This is a genomic window from Prevotella herbatica, from assembly GCF_017347605.1.
In the GTDB taxonomy this organism is placed as follows: Bacteria; Bacteroidota; Bacteroidia; order Bacteroidales; family Bacteroidaceae; genus Prevotella; species Prevotella herbatica.
In genome coordinates this window covers 2,605,845-2,627,328 of the sequence record NZ_AP024484.1, presented here as the reverse complement: position 1 = coordinate 2,627,328, position 21,484 = coordinate 2,605,845, and the positions used below count along the sequence as shown (strand labels likewise).

Here is a 21,484-nt window from a genome sequence, read left to right as displayed (position 1 = left end):
ACACAAAAAAACAAGTAGCTAAGTGGCTACATATTGATAACCAACATGCAACCACTTAGATTTCAGAGAACTTTTTAGTGGACGTGCGAGCACATACATTAATATATCATAAAGAAAATTTCCTACTAGTTTACATGATAAGACATCTCAGGATTACTTTCTATATAATTCAGCAAGTCTTTCTTTATCTCTATTGAATGATTATTTGAACGTAACATCATACTCACATTATGTTCCTGATCTATGACCTGAATGTACAACTGAGTATTACCAACAGCCTTCTCTACCATTGTAGAAATATCAGTGACCACAGTCTCATCTATCGCATCACTGTTGATTGTTATAGTGAACTTCTCTAGGCGATTTGCCTTCACTGTCTGCATATACTGAATATCAGAAATGCGGAAATCATAGTAATCACTATCACGATACTTCTGCTGGCACTTAGCTTTGATATACACGATGCAGCCCTCGGTAAGCAATCCTCGCCATTTGCCCCAGTCTTCACCGAAAAAAGCAAGTTCACCGCTACCTTCAAAATCTTCTAACGTGACAAAGCCACATGGTTTACCAGTCTTAGTAAACTTTGATTTAACTCCAGTAACAATACCGCCCAAAGTTATTTCTTCTTTCTTTGCCAACTCTTGCTTATTGTCTAGTTCTGAACAATGAGTGTTGCACATCGTATTCAAGATGATACTGAATTCATCTAGCGGATGAGCACTTATATATATTCCAACAAGATCTCGCTCGCGATTCAATTTTTCAATATTACTCCAACCTTCTGCTTCTACAGGCTGAGGGCGCGCTATCTCAACAGCTTGCTCTCCACCAAAGAGTGAATTCTGAGCTTCACGCTGTTCTGTCTGAAACAACTGACCATAACGAACTAACACATCAAGGAATACTTCTCCTTTTGAATTAGCTGCCAAATACTGTTCACGTTGGAATGCAAAACTATCAAAGCCACCACTCAAAGCAAGAGATTCAAAAGCCTTTCTATTTACATTGCTGTAATCAACACGTTCAGCAAAATCATATATATCTTTGTAAGGTCCATGATCCTCTCGTTCCTTCACGATAGCAAGAGCAGCCCCCTCTCCCATTCCTTTAATGGCTGACAGACCGAAACGAATTTCACCTTTCTTGTTTACACCAAACTTAGAGTAACTCTCGTTAACATCTGGTCCAAGAGTGGCTATCTTCATATTCTGACACTCCTCCATCAACTTGGTGATTTCGGTAATCTGACTAAATCGACGAGTCATCAGCGCAGCCATATATTCAGCTGGATAATGAGCCTTGATATATGCAGTCTGATAAGCTACCCAAGAATAACATGTTGCATGAGACTTATTGAAAGCGTAAGAAGCAAACTTCTCCCAGTCGGTCCATATCTTTTCCAAGACCTTAGGATCGTGACCATTCTCTTTTCCCTGCTTAATGAACTTAGGCTTCATTGCGTCAACAATAGCCTTCTTCTTTTTACCCATCGCCTTACGCAACGCATCACTCTCACCACGAGTGAAACTAGCCAACTGACGGGAAAGAAGCATAACTTGCTCCTGATATACCGTGATACCGTAAGTATCCTTAAGATACTTCTCCATACATGGAATATCATAAGTAACAAGAGACGGATCATGCTTTCTCTTAATAAAGTCTGGTATATAATCCATTGGTCCTGGACGATACAAAGCATTCATGGCAATAAGGTCCTCGAATACTGTAGGATGAAGTTCACGTAGATACTTCTGCATACCAGGAGACTCAAACTGGAATGTTCCGATTGTACGTCCTTCCTGATATAGTTTATAGGTAAGTTCGTCGTCAATAGGAATTGTGTCCAGATCAATATCATCACCAACAGTCTTCTTGATAACCTTGCAAGCTTCCTTCAACTCCGAAAGAGTCTTTAATCCCAAGAAGTCCATCTTGATAAGCCCCGTTGACTCAATCACGTGCCCATCATATTGTGTTACGGCAGTTTTCAATCCAGGAAAATCAGGGTCATCAGCTGTAGAAACAGGAACCCAGTCACTTATAGGGTCGCGGCAGATAATGAAACCACAGGCATGAATACCAGTTCCACGCACCGTACCCTCAAGCATCTTAGCATATTTAATCGTATTACGCTCACGTGTATCAGTTGACACTTCAGCCTCCCTCAATTCAGGGGTACATTTAATGGCGTTCGTAAGATTCATTTTCAAGCCATCTGGCAAACGGTCAGGAATAGCCTTACAAAGCATATTTGACTTTTCCAGTGGTAACCTTTCCACACGTGCGACATCCTTTATTGAGTTCTTTGTCGCCATACTTGCATAGGTAATGATATGCGCACAGTTCTCATGACCATACTTATCCATAACCCAACGGAGCACCTTTCCACGCCCATCATCATCAAAGTCGGTATCAATATCAGGAAGGTTTACACGGTCCGGATTCAAGAAACGTTCAAACAGCAAGTCATATTTCAATGGATCTATCTTTGTAATTCCCAAACAATAGGCAACAACAGAACCGGCTGCGGATCCACGTCCAGGACCGACCATAACTCCCAATTCGGTACGCGCTGCTTTAATAAAGTCCTGCACGATAAGGAAGTATCCAGGAAAACCCATGGTCTTCATCACATGAAGCTCAAAGTTAATATGCTCAACTACATTATCTGGTAAAGGATCACCATATAGTAACTTAGCACCATCATAAGCCAATTTATCAAGATAGTCTGCTTCAAACTTGATGCGATATATTTTGTCATATCCACCTAATCGTTTAATAACTTTCTGCCCTTCCTCTTCAGACAACTGATTTTCTCCGTTCTCATCAGAAGTAAACTCCTTATAAAGTTGTTCCTCTGTAATCTTATGTCTCCATTCTTCTTCTGTACCGAAATCCTCTGGTATCGGGAAAAAAGGCATGATAGGTCCATGCTCAATACTGTATATTTCAACCTTATCAAGCACCTCTAAAGTATTAGCCATGGCTTCTGGAACATCTGAGAATATCTCGTTCATCTCAGCCTTGGTCTTAAACCATTCCTGCTTACTATATCTCAAACGGTTAGGATCATCTAGATCCCTACCTGTTGCTAGACAAAGCAAATGGTCATGAGCTTCAGCAGTTTCCTTATCCTCAAAGTGAACATCATTTGTGCAAATAAGCTTTATACCATATTCTTTAGCAAACTCAATTAAGACTTTGTTAGCTTTTTGTTGAAGTGGAAATGCTTCTCTGTTTGCCAGTAAGGAAGGGTCTTTCACCTCATGACGCTGCAACTCCAAATAAAAGTCATCACCAAACACTCGATGATACCATTCACAAGCTTCACGAGCACCAGCCAAATCATTATGAAGAACTTTTGCAGGAACCTCACCTGCTAGACAAGCAGAACAAATAATAAGATCTTCATGATATTTTTCAAGTTCAAATCTGTCTGTACGTGGACGATAATAATAACCATCTACCCAAGACTTACTGACTAGTTTTATAAGATTTTTGTAACCATTATAGTTCTTTGCCAAGACAATAAGGTGGTAACCTGAATTGTCACCATTGTCCTTCACTTTATCTTCCAATCTATGATGAGCAACATACATCTCGCATCCCAGAATAGGCTTGAATGGTTCAAGCCCCTCTGCCTTTCGCTTCTTGTTTACTCCTGCACAATAATCAGATAACTCTTTTATGCCGAACATCACACCGTGATCGGTGATCGCCATGCCCTTCATGCCGTCTTTGATAGCCTTGTCTACTAGTTTAGGTATCTTTGACTGTCCGTCAAGGATAGAATAATTGGTATGAACGTGTAAGTGGATGAAGTCTTCCATATAATATTTTCGTTTTGAGTTGCTAAGTTACTGCAAATCGAGCAAAACACAAAATAAAAAGTCGTTTTTTATTCTTATATTTGCGGAAACGATAAAAAATAATTATCTTTGCATTCAATTAGTACTATCCTAATTTACCTATGATAAAAAGAATTAAGAAATTTAAGAAGATACGCATTCACCGTGAGGGTACAGATACGCTACTCTACGGCTTTATTATATTGGCCGCAATTGCTTTGTTGCTTAACCGTTTAGACAACAAACTTCCTTTTTGGAGTTTCATCGTAATTTTCGGAGTTATATATAGTATAGTATTAAACTTCTATCGCTGTCCAATACGCAGATTTTCAGAAGATGACGATACTGAAAATATAGTTGTCGCACCTGCTGATGGCAAAATTGTCGTTATTGAAGAGGTAGAAGAAAACGAATATTTTCACGATCGCCGACTCATGATCAGTATTTTCATGAGTCTTTTCAATGTTCATGCCAACTGGTTCCCTGTTGACGGAAAAGTTAAATTCGTAAATCACAAGAACGGAAACTACCATAAAGCATGGCTTCCTAAAGCTAGTGAAGAAAATGAACATGCTGATATAATGATCGAAACTCCAGACGGACAGGAAGTTCTGTGCCGCCAGATTGCGGGAGCTATGGCACGCCGTATTATAACATACGCAAAAGAAGGTGAAGACTGCTACATTGATGAGCATTTAGGATTCATCAAACTTGGAAGCCGTGTTGACGTGTTCTTGCCTATCGGCACTGAAGTTTGCGTAAAGATGGGTCAAGCCACTACTGGTGACCAGACCGTTATCGCAAAGTTAAAAGGTTGAAAGAAAAATGAATTTCAAGAAACACATTCCTAACAGCATCACATGCTGTAATCTTATTTCAGGCTGCATTGCTACCACTTATGCTTTCAGCGGAAATCCAAAAATGGCTCTTATATGGATTATCATAGGTGCTGTATTTGATTTTTTTGATGGAATGAGCGCACGCTTACTACATGTATCTTCACCAATTGGCAAGGAACTTGATTCACTTGCTGATGACGTGACATTCGGTGTAGCGCCAGCAACAATAGTATTTGCAGAACTTGGCGTTTTGGAATATCCGTCTTTTATGGAACCTATGCGCCAATTTATTCCTTATATAGCATTTGTAATGGCTGCATTCTCAGCACTACGTCTTGCAAAGTTCAATCTTGATGAGCGACAGACTACATCATTCATCGGACTACCAACTCCAGCTAATGCTTTGTTTTGGGGTTCACTTGTAGTAGCAAATCCGACATGGCTTGAAGGAAATAATTGGTCTGTATTAGTTGTTATAGTATTGGTTTTAATAAGTTGCTACTTACTGATATCCGAGATTCCTATGTTTGCGCTTAAATTTAAGCAATGGGGTTGGAAGGACAATAAGGTTAAGTATTGCTTTATGGCTTTATCGGTATTCTGCGTAGCTGTTTTTGGAATCTTAGAAGCATGGTGGATAGTCATTTCATTATATTTCATCATTTCAGTAATACTAAATTTAAATAATAAGGAGAAATAACGTATGTTTATTTTCAAGTTTATATTAATGCTGTTCATAGCACTTTTCCTCTTTATTTTGATTTTTGCTTTCCGCATCCTGAATCTCTTCAGAAACGGAATGAACCAATTTAATAAGCAAAATGGGAACAATGGAGAACGACACGGCAAATATAACTCTTACGGTGATGACGAAAAGGTGATTGACACACGCAATCCGGAAGATGCAAATAAAAAGATATTCACTAAGGATGAAGGTGAATATGTTGATTATACTGAAGAAGAAAAGTAATAAACTTTAAATATAAAAAATGCGGAGAATAAGATATTCTTCGCATTTTTCGTATATACTTTTTTTGAAATTCATCAATTGTGTACCAACGTACCAATCTCCTCACCAGCCATAACCTTTTTAAGATTACCGACAACATCCATATTGAACACATAGATTGGAAGATTGTTTTCCTTGCACATTGTTGTTGCAGTAAGGTCCATTACTTTAAGTCCACGTGTGTAGATATCATCAAAAGTAATATCGCTGAACTTTGTAGCTGTAGGATCTTTCTCTGGATCAGCAGTATAAACACCGTCTACACGTGTACCTTTCAGCATTACGTCTGCCTCTATCTCGATACCACGCAAAGAGCTACCTGTATCTGTAGTGAAATAAGGACTACCTGTGCCAGCAGAGAAGATGCAAACATATCCAGCTTCCATAGCCTCTATAGCTTTCCATTTGCTATAAAATTCACCAATAGGTTCCATGCGAATAGCGGTAAGAACTTTAGTCTTTACATCTATCGCTCCCAAGGCACTGCTCAACGCCAAAGAGTTTATGACTGTAGCGCACATTCCCATTTGGTCTCCCTTTACACGGTCGAAACCTTTTTGACTACCACTCAACCCACGGAAGATGTTACCGCCACCGATAACTATTCCGATCTGCACACCCATCTCGTGCACTTCCTTAATCTGCTTGGCATAGTCTGAAAGACGATCAGGATCAATACCGAATCCTTGTTTGCCCATAAGACTCTCACCACTTAGTTTAAGAAGAATTCTCTTAAATCTTGCCATAATATATTATTTGTTTATTTTGTATACTTGCTTACAACACCGTTTCTATCTCCTTGAAACGATATTCGCTGATAATGCCATTCCTGTCTCTAACAACTAAAGTTCCATCATCTCCCACTTCTATTATCGCTGCATCAAAAACTTCATCTGTTTTCTTGTCACGATACTTAAAGAAACCATGTCTACGATATAATGCCAAATGATATAAAGCAGAGATGTCACCATACTGTCCATTCTCTATCATTGCATAATACTTCGTGAATGAATTAACTATTTCATCCATAAGTACTTTTCTGTCTATATCATTTCCTATGATGTTTTTCAATGAAACAGGATTAGGTGCACTACTTTTAAACTCAGTCTGATTAACATCAATACCGGTACCGAAAATACAGTTCTTTATATGTCCACCACCTAGAGTAGTTTCTATAAGTGTGCCACCAATCTTTTTATCATTCCAATATATATCGTTAGGCCACTTCAAAGTTATCCCATCTGTGTATTTATCCAAAGTTTCTTTCACTGCTAGAGCTTCAGCCATTGAAAGCAGAAATTGACAATGTACTGGGACCATGACTGGATGAACCAAAATACTGAATAAAAGGTTTTTACCTCCTTCACTCTCCCATGTATTGTCACCTTGTCCCCTACCTGATTTCTGATAATCGGCAACTACAACACTTATTTTTTGATCAGAAGCAGGAACATAATTCTTCAGATAATTATTTGTAGAATCAGTTTCGTCAAGCCAAATGATATTAGGTTTAACTGTTTTCTTTTTATTTCTATTAAAGCACCACATATATAATAATGTAATAAATTCTAATGATTACCGTTCATCGCTAACACAGGATTAAACGCATCGATAATATGTTCTAAGCTTGCATCTTGCGGCTTTGTTCCAACGATTGTGATGATGTCAAATCTAATATCATCATATATTTGAAACTCCTTAACGTAAGCGTTGGCAGCCCAGCCGATACTCTTTATTTTTCTTTCATCAACTGCATCTTCAGGGCTCACAATGACATCAGTTGCACGAGTCTTAACCTCTACAAACACCACAGTCAATCCGTCTTCTGTTCGTGCCACGATATCGATATCACGTTTACCAAGTCGCCAATCTCTGCTGATAACTTCATAACCTTTTTTCAGCAAGTATTCAGCGGCATAGTCTTCCCCCCATTTACCTAAATCATTATGAACTGCCATTTATTATATTTTCTATGTAAGACAAACGTAGTCTTTACAGACACAAAAGTACAATTTTTATTCCACACATCAAATTATTTATTATAAATTTAATAACTTTGCAAGCATGAATGAAGATCAAATAAAGAAAGACGAATTCTATATGCGCAAGGCTTTGGTTGAAGCAAGACTTGCAGCAGAAGCCAACGAAATTCCTATTGGAGCTGTGATCGTTTGCAACGACCGTATCATAAGCCGTGCTCACAATCTAACAGAAACGCTTCACGATGTTACGGCACATGCTGAAATGCAGGCAATAACATCAGCTGCTGACATGTTAGGAGGCAAATACCTATGTGACTGCACACTTTATGTGACGGTAGAACCATGTACAATGTGTGCCGGTGCCATTGGTTGGGCACAAATTAGCAGAGTAGTATATGGGGCTCCAGATGAAAAACGCGGATATACAAAGATTGCACCAAAAGCACTTCATCCAAAGGCAACTGTTACGGCAGGAGTTATTGAAGATGAATGCAGGGAAATAATGCAGAACTTTTTTATGAAAGTAAGATAAAAAAGAAAAAGCAGGAACAGAGTAACAACTCCATTCCTGCTTTTTTTTATTTCTTATCAATCCGTCACCTTTACTTAACCTGAATGACAAGATACTTACTTGTACTCCAGAAAATCTGAGGATTAGTAATTGTCAACTCATATTGCTTATTTGCGTCTCGTGCAAGTGTGTAACTGCTAGACGGATGCAATGTAAGAATCTTAACAGACTTAGAATACAGTTTTATATTCTTGTCCACACGAATATCAATCTTCGTAAAATAATTCTTATTGAAGTTTGTTTGAAGAACTTTACCTCCTTCTACAATTCTCTGTTCCTTCAACTCATTCTTTGTTCCAAATACGTACCAAGCAGTATTCAACTGTGCATCCTGACTGTTAATAGTCTGAGTATTCTGAGTATTAGCAGTAGTGAGGTTACTTACATTGGTATTCAAATTGTTGATAGTTTCGTCAAGTTCAGAAATATGAATATCCTTTGCATCAAGTTCTGCTCTCAACTGCTGCAACTGCTGATCTTTCTCATCAAGCTGCTTGACAAGATTATCAATAGTAGCCTTGAGTTGTGTACCCTTGAGACTACTGTTAGCTAGACGCTGACGCAACTTGCCAATAAGTTCACGATTCTTCTGCATAGTTGCAGAAATAAACTTTATATTTTGTCTCAACTGACTCTTTTTATCAGCACCTTCACCATCCTTCACAATATTAACTCGGTTTTCAGCCTCGTTAATCTGTCTGAAACCCTCTTGGATTTCATTCATCGTGCCCATCATATCATTGATGTCACTATCCTTTTGAGAAATGATACTCTGTAGAGAGTCACTTTGCTCAACCTTTTCAAGATTAACCTTCGTCTTATCTTGTTTACAACTAGTAAAAGTCAGCAACAACGCACCAACAGTTACAAACAATAACTTTTTCATGATTTAATCTCCCTTTTAAGTTTTTTATCTTTTTTCTCATTTAAACCAGCAAGCACAATCACGATTTCACCTCGTGGTTCTGTTTCGGTAAAATGTTCTATCACCTCTTTCAAGGTTCCTCTTACATGTTCCTCATGTAATTTCGATATTTCTCTTGCCACACTCACCTGTCTGTCTTCTCCGAAAACCTCAGCAAACTGCGTCAATGTTTTTACTAAACGATATGGCGATTCATAGAATATCATCGTTCTGCTTTCAGTCTGCAAAGACAACAAATGAGTTTGACGACCTTTCTTTTGTGGCAGGAACCCTTCAAAACAGAATCTATCACATGGTAATCCCGAAGAAACTATTGCCGGAATACATGCCGTAGCACCTGGCAAAGTCTGTACGGTAATACCTGCGTTTGCAGCCTCTCGCGCCAGATAAAAACCAGGATCACTTATCCCTGGTGTGCCGGCATCACTTACCAAAGCAATGATTTGTCCAGCTTTCAAGCGCTCAACTATTCCCGATGCAGTACCATGTTCGTTAAACTTATGGTGTGACATCAGGTGATTTTTTATCTCAAAATGCTTTAAAAGAAGACCCGATGTTCTGGTATCCTCCGCAAGCACTAAATCTGCCTCTTTTAATATGCGCATGGCCCTCAAGGTCATGTCTTCCATATTTCCCACCGGAGTAGGTACAATATATAGTATTCCCATAATCAATCACAAATATATACAATAAAAGCCCAATTGCAAAATAACTTGTCATTTCTTTGCAATTTTTAAAACGTTTGCACTAAAAAAAAGTGAAACCACAACGAAATATGGCCAAAAGCTGCTATCTGGGTTATGATTTGCAGGATTATGCCTACATTTATTTAAATACAGCATTTACCATGATAGCGCACTCTGATTTAACAAGTAATAGCATCATCATTGTATTATAGTGGCATTTTTGCACTATCTTTAAATAAAATAGGCAGCATCTTGAGATAAAAAATGAATAAATTCATTTTGTTCTCTACAAGATTTGCACTATCTTTGCAGTATTATGACTGAAAATTTAACAGGAGAATCACATCGCCCAGGACGAATTGAGGTGGTGTGCGGTTCAATGTTCTCTGGGAAAACAGAAGAACTGATTCGTAGAATGAAGCGAGCAAAATTTGCCAAACAGAAGGTTGAGATCTTCAAACCGGCAATTGACACACGTTTTTCTGAGGAAGACGTAGTGAGTCACGATCAGAATGTCATTCATTCTACCCCAATCGATTCATCAGGCTCAATACTTCTATTGGCTTCAGACATAGACGTTGTTGGTATAGATGAAGCGCAATTCCTTGATGATGGACTTGTTGACGTATGCAATCAACTTGCCAACCGTGGCGTTAGAGTTATCATCGCTGGTCTGGACATGGACTACAAAGGTGCTCCATTCGGTCCAATCCCTGCCCTTTGTGCTATTGCCGACGAAGTAACTAAAGTACATGCAATATGCGTAAAATGCGGTTCATTGGCATACGTCAGCCATCGATTGGTAAATAATGACCATCGCGTCATGCTAGGTGAAAAGGAAGAATATGAACCTTTATGCAGAGATTGCTATCAAAAGGCTATAAAAGAAGAAAAAATAAACCATGAGTAAAGAAATAACCTTTGACCGTTTCATCCGATGGACAGGAACTGGTCTGCTAATAATTGCAGTACTTCTGCTGGTAAACTACCTTAGTGGAGTTCTACTACCATTCTTCGTGGCATGGCTTCTGGCATACCTTATTTATCCAATAGTGCAGTTTATCGAAAATAAGATGCACATACGTGTACGCGCAATAAGCATCCTTATCACGATGTTACTTCTATGTTGTGTCATCGGTGGAATAATTTATCTAATAATTCCACCAATGATTGAGCAATTTGATAAACTTGGAGGCGTCATAACGCGTTGGGTACACGACACAACACATACCAATAACATCACTGCACTCATTTCACGTTGGATAGAAGACAACCAAACACAACTTAAAAAGATATTCAACAGCAAGGACTTCGGCGATGCCGTTAAGACAGCAATGCCTAAAGTATTTACGTTTGTTGGCCAGACTGCGAATATCATAATAAGCATCATTGCTTCTTTGATCACGTTATTATATATGTTTTTCATACTTCTTGACTATGAATATCTCACAACCAACTGGATACGCATTTTTCCAACCAAGAATCGTCCATTTTGGCAAGAACTGATGCAGGATGTGAAACGTGAGCTCAACAACTACATCCGTGGTCAGGGAACGGTGGCTTTATGTATGGGAATTATGTTCTGCATAGGCTTCAGTATCATGGACTTCCCTATGGCAATAGGTTTAGGCATCCTTATTGGTATTTTGGACTTAGTTCCATATCTTCATACCTTTGCTTTAATCCCTACAGCATTCCTTGCAATGCTCAAAGCAGCTGATACCGGACAGAACTTCTGGGTTATCTTTGGTATAGCTTTAGGGCTGTTTGTCGTAATTCAGATTATAAGCGATATGATAATAACTCCTAAGATAATGGGAAAGGCAATGGGATTAAACCCAGCAATACTATTACTTTCATTATCAATATGGGGTGCATTGTTAGGATTCATTGGTCTAATTGTCGCCTTACCCCTTACAACACTATTAATAGCCTACTGGCAGAGATATGTAACCAAAGAACATAAGACGAAAGAAATATCCCCTAATACGGAATCCAAAGAGTAGCTTAATTGTTTAAATAAGTTAAATAGAGAATATTCTTCATCAATATTTTTTCTGTTTCAATAAATTTATTTACCTTTGCACTCGCTTTCAAACAGGAAGATGATTGATCCGCTAGCTCAGCTGGTAGAGCACAACACTTTTAATGTTGGGGTCATGGGTTCGAGCCCCATGCGGATCACAAAAAAGCAAAGGACTATTTTTTACAAATAGTCCTTTTTTGTTATATAAAGATTTTATATACACACATGAAAAATTCTATATCAGCACCTGACAAAAACTGACTATAAAATAAAATATATAATATGAAAAAGACATTATTAATGCTTTTATTGCTTCTTCCCAGTTACATGCTTGCACAAGAGCCAAACTTTATCAGAGAAGTTAATGTCTTATATCATGGTAGTATAAAGCCGTTAAATAAAGAATATATAACAACTTCTTCAAAGGCAGATGCAGGTCTTGTACTATTTGTTCTGAGTGCAGTGAATACTGAAATTATAGTTTTATCAGAAATAGAGATAAACTATTATAGATAAATAATGTGCAAATTAAAATGAGTTTAGTATCATAAGATTGAAACAAATAACAAACAACCATGATCTTTAATTTTCAAACAGCAATTATTCACAATGTAATTAAAAACCACTAAAAAAGTTACACAATAACACCAAAAACTGCATATTTTCAAACATTTAATGCAGAAAAACGAGAAAAAGGATATGTTTACAAAAAAAAAGATTAATTTTGCACTCCATACAGATATTATACAAAATTATGAATTTATCACAAACAAACTAGTATGGGAAAAAAAAGATTGTTTCAGCTATTACTGATTATGTTCTTTATTGCATTAGTAACAGACAATATTAATGCGCAAGAAACTACAAAAGGAGAAAATATTGTAATAAGCGGCAAGGTTAATTATAGTAATGGAGAGCCCCTAATCGGTGCTACAATTAGAATTGTAGGCACAAAAATAGGGACATCTGTAGATGAAAATGGACATTATGAACTTCATGTTAAAAGATCTAATCATATGCAAGTTATATGCTCATTCATAGGATGTAAATCAGTAACAGAAAATGTAAGAAAAGACGGCACGGTACAACTAATTGTAATGAACGATGATGATACCCATACTACAGAAGAAGTAGTAGTGACAGGATACCAACAAATTGACAAGAGAAATCTTACAAGTTCTGTGACTTCTGTAAACATGAATCAAATTGATAGACCTGGTGTTTCAAGCCTAGACAAAATGTTACAAGGCCGTATACCTGATCTTGTGGTAACAAATTCTAGTTCAGAGGTTAATGCTGTACCTAAAATACGTATTCGCGGAACATCAACCCTTATCGGAAATCGTGAACCTCTATGGGTTGTTGATGGTATAATCGTAAGCGATCCAGTAAACTTATCAGCAGACGTGATAAACGATCCTGACTATGTAAATAGAATTGGCAATGCCATATCTGGAATAAATCCTCAAGATATTGACCGTATTGATGTATTAAAGGATGCTGCAGCTACAGCTCTTTATGGAACCAGAGCAGCTAATGGAGTAATTGTAGTTACAACAAAAAAGGGACGTGCAGGAAAGCCTGTAATATCTTACAACTTCAATGGAACTTACCGAAGAAGACCTCGGTATTCTGACCGTAAAATAAACCTGATGAATTCTCAAGAACGCACTGACATTTCCAAATATCTTGTAGGTATGCATTACTCATACCCTAATGATATGACATATATTGGATATGAAGATGCTGTCAACAAATACTATAATGGAACATATTCTCAAGATCAGTTTAATACAGCGGTCGCAAAATCAGAAACACAAAACACTGATTGGTTTAAACTATTGACAAAGGATTCTTTTTCAGCTGATCACTCTGCCAACATCTCTGGTGGATCTGACAAATTTAGATATTACGCATCACTGGGATATACAGACGATAATGATGTCATAAACAATAATACAAATCAAAGATATACAGCCTCAACAAATCTAGACTTCACAATAACTGAAAAGGTCAAAGCTTCAATGCAGTTGAATGTATATCACACTAATAAGCAGTATGATCAGGATAATCTTTCTCCTATTGATTATGCTTACCGCACGAGTAGGGTTTTACCAGCATACAATGATGATGGATCTTATTTCTTTTACAATAAAATTGCTTCCGGGATTCAAGGGATCATGAGCTTCAATATACTTAATGAGCTGGACAATAGTTATAAGAAACAGATAGAAAACGGTATGAAAGCGACAGTAAACCTACGTTACAACCCTACAGACTGGTTGTTTTTTAATGGTATAATGTCTTATAATACAACAAACACAAATATTGAAGGCTGGTATGGCGAAAAAAGCTGGTATGCAGGCAATCTGAGAAAAACGTCACTTGGAGTTGAGCCTAATGAAGATAGCCAGATGCCTTTTGGCGGAGAACTATCTAACAATAATATAGGACAAAATAACTGGACTGCCCGTATTCAGGGCAATGTAAATAAATATTTTGGATCAGATTTACAACATAATATTAATCTAGCTGTTGGATTTGAAGCAAATTCGACGCATTATAATGGTGACCAATATACGCAACGTGGATATTACTTAGATCGCGGTAAAAAGTTTGTAACAAGTATACCCGATAAGTATAAAACATATCTTTCGTGGTTAGGTACAAATGTGCCTATTATAACAGATTCAAAAACGAACCTGCTATCTGTTTATGGAACTCTATCATATAGTTACAAGCAATATTTTACTGTTAACGCAAATACGAGATATGATGGCTCAAATAAATTTGGAGATAGGTCTAATGAAAAAATACTTCCTGTATGGTCTACATCTGGAGTAGCAAACATAAAAGAAATAGCACATATAAAACTCAACTGGCTAGACGCTATAAACTGGAAGATATCATATGGAGAACAAGGAAATATGCTAGACGGACAAAGTCCAGTACTAACACTGACAAAAGGTTCTTATGACACGCATTATTCAGAAATGACTTCTACAACAGCAAGCAATGCTAATCCTGATTTAAAATGGGAAAAGACCCATTCTTTTAGTACTGGATTTGAGACCTCTTTATTTAAGAACAGACTAATGTTAGAACTTGAATACTACTATAAAAAGACAACAGATGCATTCATGAATAAAACTATTTCTGACATTAATGGCTATACATCATATATTGTTAACTCTGGCGAAATAATAAATAAGGGTTATAATTTCTCTATAACTGCTATACCAATTCAAAATAAGGATTGGAATTGGCTTGTGTCTGCATCTTTATCCAAAGTTATAAATAAGATGAAAACATCACCAGGAGAAGATTCTTACTCACTAAACGATTATCTCAATGGCACTGCTGTAATCAATGGACAATCACTAGGAACATTTTACTCTTATAGATTCATAGGACTAAATCCGGAAGATGGTGGTCCTTTGTTTGATGACTATCAAGATAGATCAAACGAATTACTTGGATTAAGTAAGTATGAAACGTTCATGAGAGTTCTTTCAAAATCAGGAAAGAGAGATCCTGATATAACAGGTAGCATAAGCAGTACTTTGAGTTACAAAAATTTTAGACTCGGAATACTAATGGATTATGCCATGGGAAACAAAGTAAGATTATTCAAAGTCTTTGGACAAGGTGCAACTATGTATCAATCAGGACCAGGAAATATATATCCTGAATATAATCTGAATAGAACTTTATTAGACAGATGGATAAAACCTGGGGATGAAGCTCGGACAAATATTCCATCAATAATGAGTAAAACAAGTTTGAACTATTATAAATATGACCAGCATTGGTCATCAGGAAATCAATATCAAGGTGTGCAAATAGCTACCGACTCATATACAATGTACGACTATTCTGATATTAGAGTCATCAGTGCAGATTATATACGCCTAGCTAGTTTAAGTCTTACATATGAATTGTCTGAAAAGCTATTACCTAAATTAGGGCTACAAAGACTTTCGATCACTGCTGCTGGTAACAATTTATATACATTATGCAACAGTAAACTAAAAGGACAAACTCCAACTCAATCTGGATTTTCAGATGTCCAGCTTTCTGACAATCCCTACTATACAATTAGTATAAATGTTCAATTCTAAAATAGACGATCATGAAATTTAAAATATTGTTATATACAATTATGACAACTGTTATGGTATCCGGTTGTTCTGATTTTCTAAAAGAGTATTCACAAGATACAGATTATGTACGTTCTTGGGAAGATCTTAACGAGTTACTTATTGGAGATGGTTATTTACCTCAGTTCCAGAGTGACAACATTGCAAACGTCAATGACAATGAATATTTTATACATTTTCTAGGTGATGAATTAGATGAAAACACCATTAGTTATGATGGAAATACAATGCAATACGATGGTAAAGAAAAGGTTTTTGGATATTATACATGGCAAGCAAGATCAGGACAGAATGATTCTTATACAGGATTCAATAAAGAAAATGAATGCTGGGAGCAAATGTACAAACATATAAATGTTGTAAATAATATTATATATAGTGCTAATAAATTACCAGAAACTACGCAAGGTGAAAAAATCGGGAAATCTAAAGTCGATGGTGAAGCTAGATTCTTAAGAGCATATTATTATTTCTTTTTAGTAAATCTATATGGTAAAGCCTATACGCCCAGTACCGCATCAACAGATTTAGGAGTGCCAATAAAGACATCAGAAACTGTAGAAGACAAAATATTTAATCGTAACACCGTACAAGAATGTTATGATTTAATACTAAGCGATCTGCAGATTGCAGAAAGAGAGTTAACAGAATATGGAAAGCAGAAAACTATATATAGAGCTGATTCTACAGCAGTTAATTTTCTTTTTAGCCGAGTATATCTCTATATGCAGAATTGGGATAAAGCATCTGAATATGCTCAAAAGGTTATTGACAGCCATCCGTCTTTAACACAGCTGAATACGATTCAACAAAATAAGGGAATTGTATCACCATCTTCTGCAGAGAACATATTCTCTATGGGAAGTAATGCTTTGTGTAATTTTACGACCAGTGAATACAAAAGCTTTACCATTTCAGATAGCATTTACAATCTTTACTCGGACGATGATCTTAGAAAAACTAAATATATATGGACTTACGGAACATTTCATGGATATAAAAAGATGGATATGCTAAGTACTACACTTACACAGACAGAAGATATGCCTGATTACTACTTTTATGCCTACGATAGTCCATATAATAAAATTACAACAGAATTGTCTGACAAATTTTTATTTAGGTCATCTGAGGCATACCTAATAAAGGCTGAAGCTGAAGCATATATGGGACATGATGAAGAGGCACGTAAAATGTTAAATACATTACGTCAATACCGCTACAAAACCGGAACAGATTATGAAGTTGCAGCCACTGGCTATGATTTGATAAAAACTATACGTTGTGAACGCGAAAGAGAGTTATGCCTTGAGGGTCAAAGATGGTTTGACTTACGCCGCTATGCAGTATGCGAGAAATATCCAGAAGCAAAGAGCATTATACATCATTACTATTATTATGTAAATCGCGATTCATATGAAAAGACATCATGCCACGTATTCACTCTCGAACCTAATGATTGGGGATATACACTTCCAATACCTCATGAAACATTATTAATGAATACAGGCATGAAGAATAATGAAAGGGGCGAGAGAACGTTTTATGTAGAATAAAAAAAACGGAAGAAATGAAAAAATATAAGACATTAGGAATATTAGTGTACGGTGGTTTTATATCCTTATCTCTCTTTTCATGTGGAGACAAAGAAGATAATATCACACCAGAAGTACCAGAAAAAAACTATTTCGCAGCAGATATCAACGCTAATGATGAAGAATCTCTGTTGAGAAAAGAATTTTATAAAACCAATGGATGTTACTTACTTTTTAATGATACTTTGAGGCATGATTCTATCGGAGTAAAGCCAAATGGTGAAACCATATATCAGACTGAAACAGTAGATGTTCCTTACATCATGTCATCACAGGCTTATTTTGCTTATAAATATACCTACATAAAAGATATCGAAAAGAAAAGGGCCGCAGCCAACTTTATAGAGAAAAATATACTACCTCATTTAAGTGCACAGCTAAGGCCTTATTCTTGGCTTCTCGTAAATAGTATCACAAAATATGCTATTAATGATAACTCGTATAGTTATGATTCTGAACAAGGATCTGTAGTCGGAAATAGAGCCACGGCTATTGGCATTCAAGACATCTTCGATATGGACGAATCTGATACACAACAATTTGCAAAAGATTTATCCGCTACTATTGTAGCAGACAAAGTGTCAAGTCAAGAAGCCAGCATACTAGAACCATTTACTAAGTTTTGTGACAATTTATATGAAACTTCATCAGAAACAACACCATGGGATGATGAATCAAATTTGAAATTGATGCAAGAGAGTGGTTTTATAGGTCCACACTATTTAAGTGGATTTATTTTATATAGCTATTACCCAAATAAAGTAGAAGATATAAAAGACTTTGCAAAACTTGTTGTAGAAAAAGACGATCAGTACGTAAAAGATACATACAATAACGAAATAATACTTGAGAAATACATGGTAATGAAAAAAATCATACTTTCTCTTGGCTACAAATTCTAACAAACAATATGCATATGAAATTAGACAAAATCACATTATTAATAATAATAACATTGTTGTGCATAACAAGCTGTAGCAGTGATGACAACGATACAATACCCACCATACTTCCAAATTACACAGGAAAATTCACCGATTCAAGAGATGGAAAAGAATATAACTATGTGAGAATAGGAAACTTGGAGTGGACTACTGATAATGCAAAATATGATACAAATGATGACTACACTAGAAGTATCTATACAACTCAGCAAATCTTAGGGGATGATAATTCAATAAATGACTCATTAACTGTAGCAAAATATGGATATTTATATTCGTATGAAGGAGCAAAACTGGCTGTTCCTGAAGGTTGGAGACTTCCAACAGACGAAGACTGGAAGAAACTTGAAATATCACTTAATATGAGTGAAAATGAGGCAAACTCGGATGGATGGAGAGGAAGCTATCAAGCAACACTTATGTCTGAGAAAGATGGCACACAACTAAATCTCAAATATGGAGGATTTATGGATGGCAACAGCACTACCATTGCTTCAAAATTTTATTATATTGAAGCCTTTGGATATTATTGGACAGATACGTATGATAAAAATACTTCGACTGCATATTTTAGAAAGATCGTATATAATTCAGGTAAAGTATACCGCCATCAATCTCCGATAAACAATATGATGAGTGTAAGATTTGTAAGAGACGCTAAATAAGAATAATATGAAAAAATATATAATAGGAATTTTAATTTCATTAATTTCTACGACTTCAATCGCTCAGAATGGATTTACAATAAAAAGTGCAATACCCGGAATTAAAGATGGCATTGTTGCAAGCCTAATGACAGCAGAGAATTCTGAAAATAAAGAAATTGCCGTTGACACTATAAAAAATGGGAAATTTACATTAAGAGGTAAGCTAAGTCATCCAACACTTTGTACGCTTACTACTAATAATTTGAATTTACTAGGCAATGATCAAGATACAGAGAAAATACACTGGACATATACAACTGTTTTCGTAAGTGATACAACTATGACATTTGCAGCTTCTGCTTATGATAGTATAGCAAATAATGCTCCAATCGGAAAGTACTTCAGAATAACAGGTGGGCGCCCTCAAGCTGATTTCAACGAATATAACTTATCCGGAATCAAACCTTTAGACTGGATAAAGAATCACCCCCATTCTGTTCTATCTGTAAAACTTGCAAATGATTTAATAAAAGGAGGGTCTGGACTTAGAAAACTTGAAATTCAAGACATTGCAAATTTGATAAGTTCTGTACCCGATGACACAGAGCGATTATCAGAATTCAGACGTAATTGTGAATTTGCAAAGAGAACAGCTGTTGGTGAACCAATTCTTGATCTACCGTTATTCGACACAAAAAAGATAGCAAATAGACTTACTAAGATTATACCCAAAGGAAAATACACACTAATTGACTTTTGGGCATCATGGTGTGGCATTTGTCGTAGTTCTATACCCGACTTAAAAACAGTAGCAAAAAATCATCCCAATATCGCGATTATTGGGGTTAGTGCTGATAGCAAATATGCCCCATGGATAAATGCAATAAGAAAAGAGAAAATGGAATGGAAACAATATTGTCTCACAATTGATGGTGGCAAACAGCTATTAGAAAAATATTTAATTTTAGGAGTTCCATTTTATATTATTGTAGACCCACAGGGACAAATTGCAAGAGTTCCACAATATGTTTCTGAAATAGATGATTATTTTACAAAAATTGATAACAAAAAATGAAAAAATTATTTTTAATAATTGTAGCGGCATTTACTCTGTGTCATGCTTTCGCACAAAGTGCAAGTTATAAGATTTCCGGAAAAGCTGATTTTGCAAAAGACGGAGATAAAGTATATATTGCAGATATGCAATATTTTGACTTTATCCCAACAGACTCAGCAGTTATTAAGGATAAGAAATTTTTCTTCAGTGGCAAACAAGATGCTGCTGCTCTTAAATTTATTATTTTGATTCAAGACCAAAAGCCACTATCAATAAATGATATTATCCTTGAAAACAAAGATATGCAAGTTGAGATTTTCAATGACTCAACAAAAAAACTTGCAGATGTAAAAGGTAGCGTAAGTACAGAACTATGGAGAGAGTTCTGCAAGATCGAAAATAGTGTTTCTGCTAAATCTGCAGATCCATGGAAAACTATGAATGATAGTACTGCAAGTGAAGCTGCAAGAAAAGCAGCGAAAACAGAGTTAGACTCAATAGATAACGTGCAAGAAGCCTTAAGAACTAAATTTATCTGTGAACATATTCCATCTGCAATTAGTGATATGCTCCTTGGATATTATTCCGAAGCACTTGGAGCTGAAAATCAGAAGAAGATTTTAGATCTGATGAAATCTAATAATAGTGAATACCCATACTATAAAAAAATAGTAGCTCAGCACGAAGCTGATAGCAAAACATCAACGGGTAAACAATTTACAGATATTGCCTTACCGGGTTTAGACGGCAAAGTTATAAAGGTTTCAGATTTAGTAAAGAAAAACAAACTTACTATTATAGATTTTTGGGCTTCTTGGTGTGGACCATGTCGTGCAGAGATGCCAAACGTGATAAAAGTATACAATAAATATCACTCAAAAGGATTAGAAATAGTTGGCGTATCCCTAGACACTGATAAAAAAGCATGGAGCAATGCCGTTAAAAAACTTGGTATTCCATGGAAACAGATGTCTGACTTAAAAGGCTGGAGTAGTAAGGGCGCAGCCTCATATAATGTACAAGCAATACCAGCAACAGTACTTATAAATCAAAAAGGTGAAATCATAGCAAGAGATCTTCGTGGAGATGAACTGATGACTAAATTAGCAGAAATCCTAAAATAAGACAGATTAAATAACACTATAAATAATAGAACGTAACAATAGCCGAGTAGAAGTTTACTCGGCTATTA

Annotated in this window: 19 protein-coding genes and 1 tRNA gene; 14 read left to right on the top strand and 6 right to left on the bottom strand. The window is 36.3% G+C overall.

Going from position 1 to position 21,484, the window contains the following annotated elements; all coding sequences use genetic code 11:
• Positions 1–125: 125 nt before the first annotated feature.
• Positions 126–3,833 (bottom strand): DNA polymerase III subunit alpha, encoded by a 3,708-nt coding sequence (dnaE, locus tag prwr041_RS09820; protein ID WP_207153615.1) that lies wholly within the window; start codon positions 3,831–3,833, stop codon positions 126–128.
• Between the two features lie 140 nt (positions 3,834–3,973).
• Between dnaE and prwr041_RS09815 the strand changes: the two genes are divergently transcribed.
• From prwr041_RS09815 to prwr041_RS09805, 3 genes are read left to right on the top strand one after another with little or no spacing between them, the layout of a single operon-like run.
• Positions 3,974–4,669 carry a phosphatidylserine decarboxylase family protein gene (locus prwr041_RS09815; protein ID WP_207153614.1) on the top strand — a complete coding sequence of 232 codons (696 nt, stop codon included), beginning with the start codon at positions 3,974–3,976 and terminating at the stop codon, positions 4,667–4,669.
• Positions 4,670–4,676: 7 nt separating this feature from the next.
• Positions 4,677–5,390 (top strand): CDP-diacylglycerol--serine O-phosphatidyltransferase, encoded by a 714-nt coding sequence (pssA, locus tag prwr041_RS09810; protein ID WP_207153613.1) that lies wholly within the window; start codon positions 4,677–4,679, stop codon positions 5,388–5,390.
• A 3-nt stretch (positions 5,391–5,393) separates the two neighbouring features.
• A complete protein-coding gene (locus prwr041_RS09805) occupies positions 5,394–5,660 on the top strand; it encodes a DUF4834 family protein (RefSeq protein WP_207153612.1) in 267 nt (88 codons plus the stop codon).
• A gap of 74 nt (positions 5,661–5,734) precedes the next feature.
• Here prwr041_RS09805 and pyrH read toward each other — a convergent pair whose 3' ends face one another.
• From pyrH to prwr041_RS09790, 3 genes are read right to left on the bottom strand one after another with little or no spacing between them, the layout of a single operon-like run.
• Complete coding sequence (gene pyrH / locus prwr041_RS09800) at positions 5,735–6,445, bottom strand: UMP kinase (protein ID WP_018462521.1); 711 nt, start codon at positions 6,443–6,445, stop codon at positions 5,735–5,737.
• Positions 6,446–6,476: 31 nt separating this feature from the next.
• On the bottom strand, positions 6,477–7,247 hold the full coding sequence (locus prwr041_RS09795; RefSeq protein WP_207153611.1) for a biotin--[acetyl-CoA-carboxylase] ligase: 771 nt from the start codon (positions 7,245–7,247) through the stop codon (positions 6,477–6,479).
• Positions 7,248–7,267: 20 nt separating this feature from the next.
• Positions 7,268–7,657, bottom strand: a complete 390-nt coding sequence (locus prwr041_RS09790) for a YraN family protein (protein WP_207153610.1) — start codon at positions 7,655–7,657, stop codon at positions 7,268–7,270.
• Between the two features lie 106 nt (positions 7,658–7,763).
• Here prwr041_RS09790 and prwr041_RS09785 point away from each other — a divergent pair, with 106 nt between their 5' ends.
• Positions 7,764–8,213, top strand: coding sequence for a nucleoside deaminase (locus tag prwr041_RS09785; RefSeq protein WP_207153609.1), 450 nt, complete (start codon positions 7,764–7,766; stop codon positions 8,211–8,213).
• A gap of 70 nt (positions 8,214–8,283) precedes the next feature.
• Here the strand turns inward: prwr041_RS09785 and prwr041_RS09780 are convergent, their stop codons facing one another.
• Both prwr041_RS09780 and rsmI read right to left on the bottom strand, forming a co-directional pair.
• Positions 8,284–9,138 carry a Cbp1 family collagen-binding glycoprotein adhesin gene (locus tag prwr041_RS09780; protein WP_207153608.1) on the bottom strand — a complete coding sequence of 285 codons (855 nt, stop codon included), beginning with the start codon at positions 9,136–9,138 and terminating at the stop codon, positions 8,284–8,286.
• Positions 9,135–9,845 (bottom strand): 16S rRNA (cytidine(1402)-2'-O)-methyltransferase, encoded by a 711-nt coding sequence (rsmI, locus tag prwr041_RS09775; RefSeq protein ID WP_207153607.1) that lies wholly within the window; start codon positions 9,843–9,845, stop codon positions 9,135–9,137. The genes prwr041_RS09780 and rsmI overlap by 4 nt, the downstream gene beginning before the upstream one ends.
• Before the next feature lie 334 nt (positions 9,846–10,179).
• On the opposite strand from rsmI, the gene prwr041_RS09770 reads away from it, so the two are divergent.
• The 10 genes from prwr041_RS09770 to prwr041_RS09725 all read left to right on the top strand — a co-directional run bounded on the left by prwr041_RS09770 (position 10,180) and on the right by prwr041_RS09725 (position 21,416).
• Positions 10,180–10,773, top strand: coding sequence for a thymidine kinase (locus prwr041_RS09770; protein WP_207153606.1), 594 nt, complete (start codon positions 10,180–10,182; stop codon positions 10,771–10,773).
• Positions 10,766–11,869, top strand: coding sequence for an AI-2E family transporter (locus prwr041_RS09765; RefSeq protein ID WP_207153605.1), 1,104 nt, complete (start codon positions 10,766–10,768; stop codon positions 11,867–11,869). The genes prwr041_RS09770 and prwr041_RS09765 overlap by 8 nt, the downstream gene beginning before the upstream one ends.
• Before the next feature lie 105 nt (positions 11,870–11,974).
• A tRNA-Lys gene (locus prwr041_RS09760) sits at positions 11,975–12,047 on the top strand.
• A gap of 124 nt (positions 12,048–12,171) precedes the next feature.
• On the top strand, positions 12,172–12,405 hold the full coding sequence (locus prwr041_RS09755; RefSeq protein WP_207153604.1) for a hypothetical protein: 234 nt from the start codon (positions 12,172–12,174) through the stop codon (positions 12,403–12,405).
• Positions 12,406–12,668: 263 nt separating this feature from the next.
• A complete protein-coding gene (locus prwr041_RS09750) occupies positions 12,669–16,010 on the top strand; it encodes a SusC/RagA family TonB-linked outer membrane protein (RefSeq protein ID WP_237072205.1) in 3,342 nt (1,113 codons plus the stop codon).
• 11 nt (positions 16,011–16,021) lie between these two features.
• The gene (locus prwr041_RS09745) at positions 16,022–17,605 is read left to right on the top strand and encodes a RagB/SusD family nutrient uptake outer membrane protein (RefSeq protein WP_237072204.1); all 1,584 of its coding nucleotides are present in this window, start codon (positions 16,022–16,024) and stop codon (positions 17,603–17,605) included.
• Between the two features lie 14 nt (positions 17,606–17,619).
• Positions 17,620–18,546 (top strand): hypothetical protein, encoded by a 927-nt coding sequence (locus prwr041_RS09740; RefSeq protein ID WP_207153603.1) that lies wholly within the window; start codon positions 17,620–17,622, stop codon positions 18,544–18,546.
• A 14-nt stretch (positions 18,547–18,560) separates the two neighbouring features.
• On the top strand, positions 18,561–19,253 hold the full coding sequence (locus prwr041_RS09735) for a fibrobacter succinogenes major paralogous domain-containing protein (protein WP_207153602.1): 693 nt from the start codon (positions 18,561–18,563) through the stop codon (positions 19,251–19,253).
• A gap of 7 nt (positions 19,254–19,260) precedes the next feature.
• The gene (locus tag prwr041_RS09730; RefSeq protein ID WP_207153601.1) at positions 19,261–20,310 is read left to right on the top strand and encodes a TlpA family protein disulfide reductase; all 1,050 of its coding nucleotides are present in this window, start codon (positions 19,261–19,263) and stop codon (positions 20,308–20,310) included.
• Positions 20,307–21,416, top strand: coding sequence for a TlpA disulfide reductase family protein (locus tag prwr041_RS09725; protein WP_207153600.1), 1,110 nt, complete (start codon positions 20,307–20,309; stop codon positions 21,414–21,416). The genes prwr041_RS09730 and prwr041_RS09725 overlap by 4 nt, the downstream gene beginning before the upstream one ends.
• The last annotated feature ends 68 nt before the right edge of the window (positions 21,417–21,484 follow it).

What these genes read in the sequence shown, in the direction of transcription:
- prwr041_RS09750 (WP_237072205.1), top strand. Translation starts at nt 12,669, where the DNA reads ATGGGAAAAAAAAGATTGTTTCAGCTATTACTGATTATGTTCTTTATT.
- pyrH (WP_018462521.1), bottom strand. Translation starts at nt 6,445, where the DNA reads ATGGCAAGATTTAAGAGAATTCTTCTTAAACTAAGTGGTGAGAGTCTT.
- prwr041_RS09755 (WP_207153604.1), top strand. Translation starts at nt 12,172, where the DNA reads ATGAAAAAGACATTATTAATGCTTTTATTGCTTCTTCCCAGTTACATG.
- prwr041_RS09805 (WP_207153612.1), top strand. Translation starts at nt 5,394, where the DNA reads ATGTTTATTTTCAAGTTTATATTAATGCTGTTCATAGCACTTTTCCTC.
- prwr041_RS09735 (WP_207153602.1), top strand. Translation starts at nt 18,561, where the DNA reads ATGAAATTAGACAAAATCACATTATTAATAATAATAACATTGTTGTGC.
- prwr041_RS09780 (WP_207153608.1), bottom strand. Translation starts at nt 9,138, where the DNA reads ATGAAAAAGTTATTGTTTGTAACTGTTGGTGCGTTGTTGCTGACTTTT.
- prwr041_RS09745 (WP_237072204.1), top strand. Translation starts at nt 16,022, where the DNA reads ATGAAATTTAAAATATTGTTATATACAATTATGACAACTGTTATGGTA.
- prwr041_RS09790 (WP_207153610.1), bottom strand. Translation starts at nt 7,657, where the DNA reads ATGGCAGTTCATAATGATTTAGGTAAATGGGGGGAAGACTATGCCGCT.
- prwr041_RS09765 (WP_207153605.1), top strand. Translation starts at nt 10,766, where the DNA reads ATGAGTAAAGAAATAACCTTTGACCGTTTCATCCGATGGACAGGAACT.
- prwr041_RS09785 (WP_207153609.1), top strand. Translation starts at nt 7,764, where the DNA reads ATGAATGAAGATCAAATAAAGAAAGACGAATTCTATATGCGCAAGGCT.
- prwr041_RS09740 (WP_207153603.1), top strand. Translation starts at nt 17,620, where the DNA reads ATGAAAAAATATAAGACATTAGGAATATTAGTGTACGGTGGTTTTATA.
- prwr041_RS09815 (WP_207153614.1), top strand. Translation starts at nt 3,974, where the DNA reads ATGATAAAAAGAATTAAGAAATTTAAGAAGATACGCATTCACCGTGAG.
- prwr041_RS09725 (WP_207153600.1), top strand. Translation starts at nt 20,307, where the DNA reads ATGAAAAAATTATTTTTAATAATTGTAGCGGCATTTACTCTGTGTCAT.
- pssA (WP_207153613.1), top strand. Translation starts at nt 4,677, where the DNA reads ATGAATTTCAAGAAACACATTCCTAACAGCATCACATGCTGTAATCTT.
- prwr041_RS09770 (WP_207153606.1), top strand. Translation starts at nt 10,180, where the DNA reads ATGACTGAAAATTTAACAGGAGAATCACATCGCCCAGGACGAATTGAG.
- dnaE (WP_207153615.1), bottom strand. Translation starts at nt 3,833, where the DNA reads ATGGAAGACTTCATCCACTTACACGTTCATACCAATTATTCTATCCTT.
- prwr041_RS09795 (WP_207153611.1), bottom strand. Translation starts at nt 7,247, where the DNA reads ATGTGGTGCTTTAATAGAAATAAAAAGAAAACAGTTAAACCTAATATC.
- rsmI (WP_207153607.1), bottom strand. Translation starts at nt 9,845, where the DNA reads ATGGGAATACTATATATTGTACCTACTCCGGTGGGAAATATGGAAGAC.
- prwr041_RS09730 (WP_207153601.1), top strand. Translation starts at nt 19,261, where the DNA reads ATGAAAAAATATATAATAGGAATTTTAATTTCATTAATTTCTACGACT.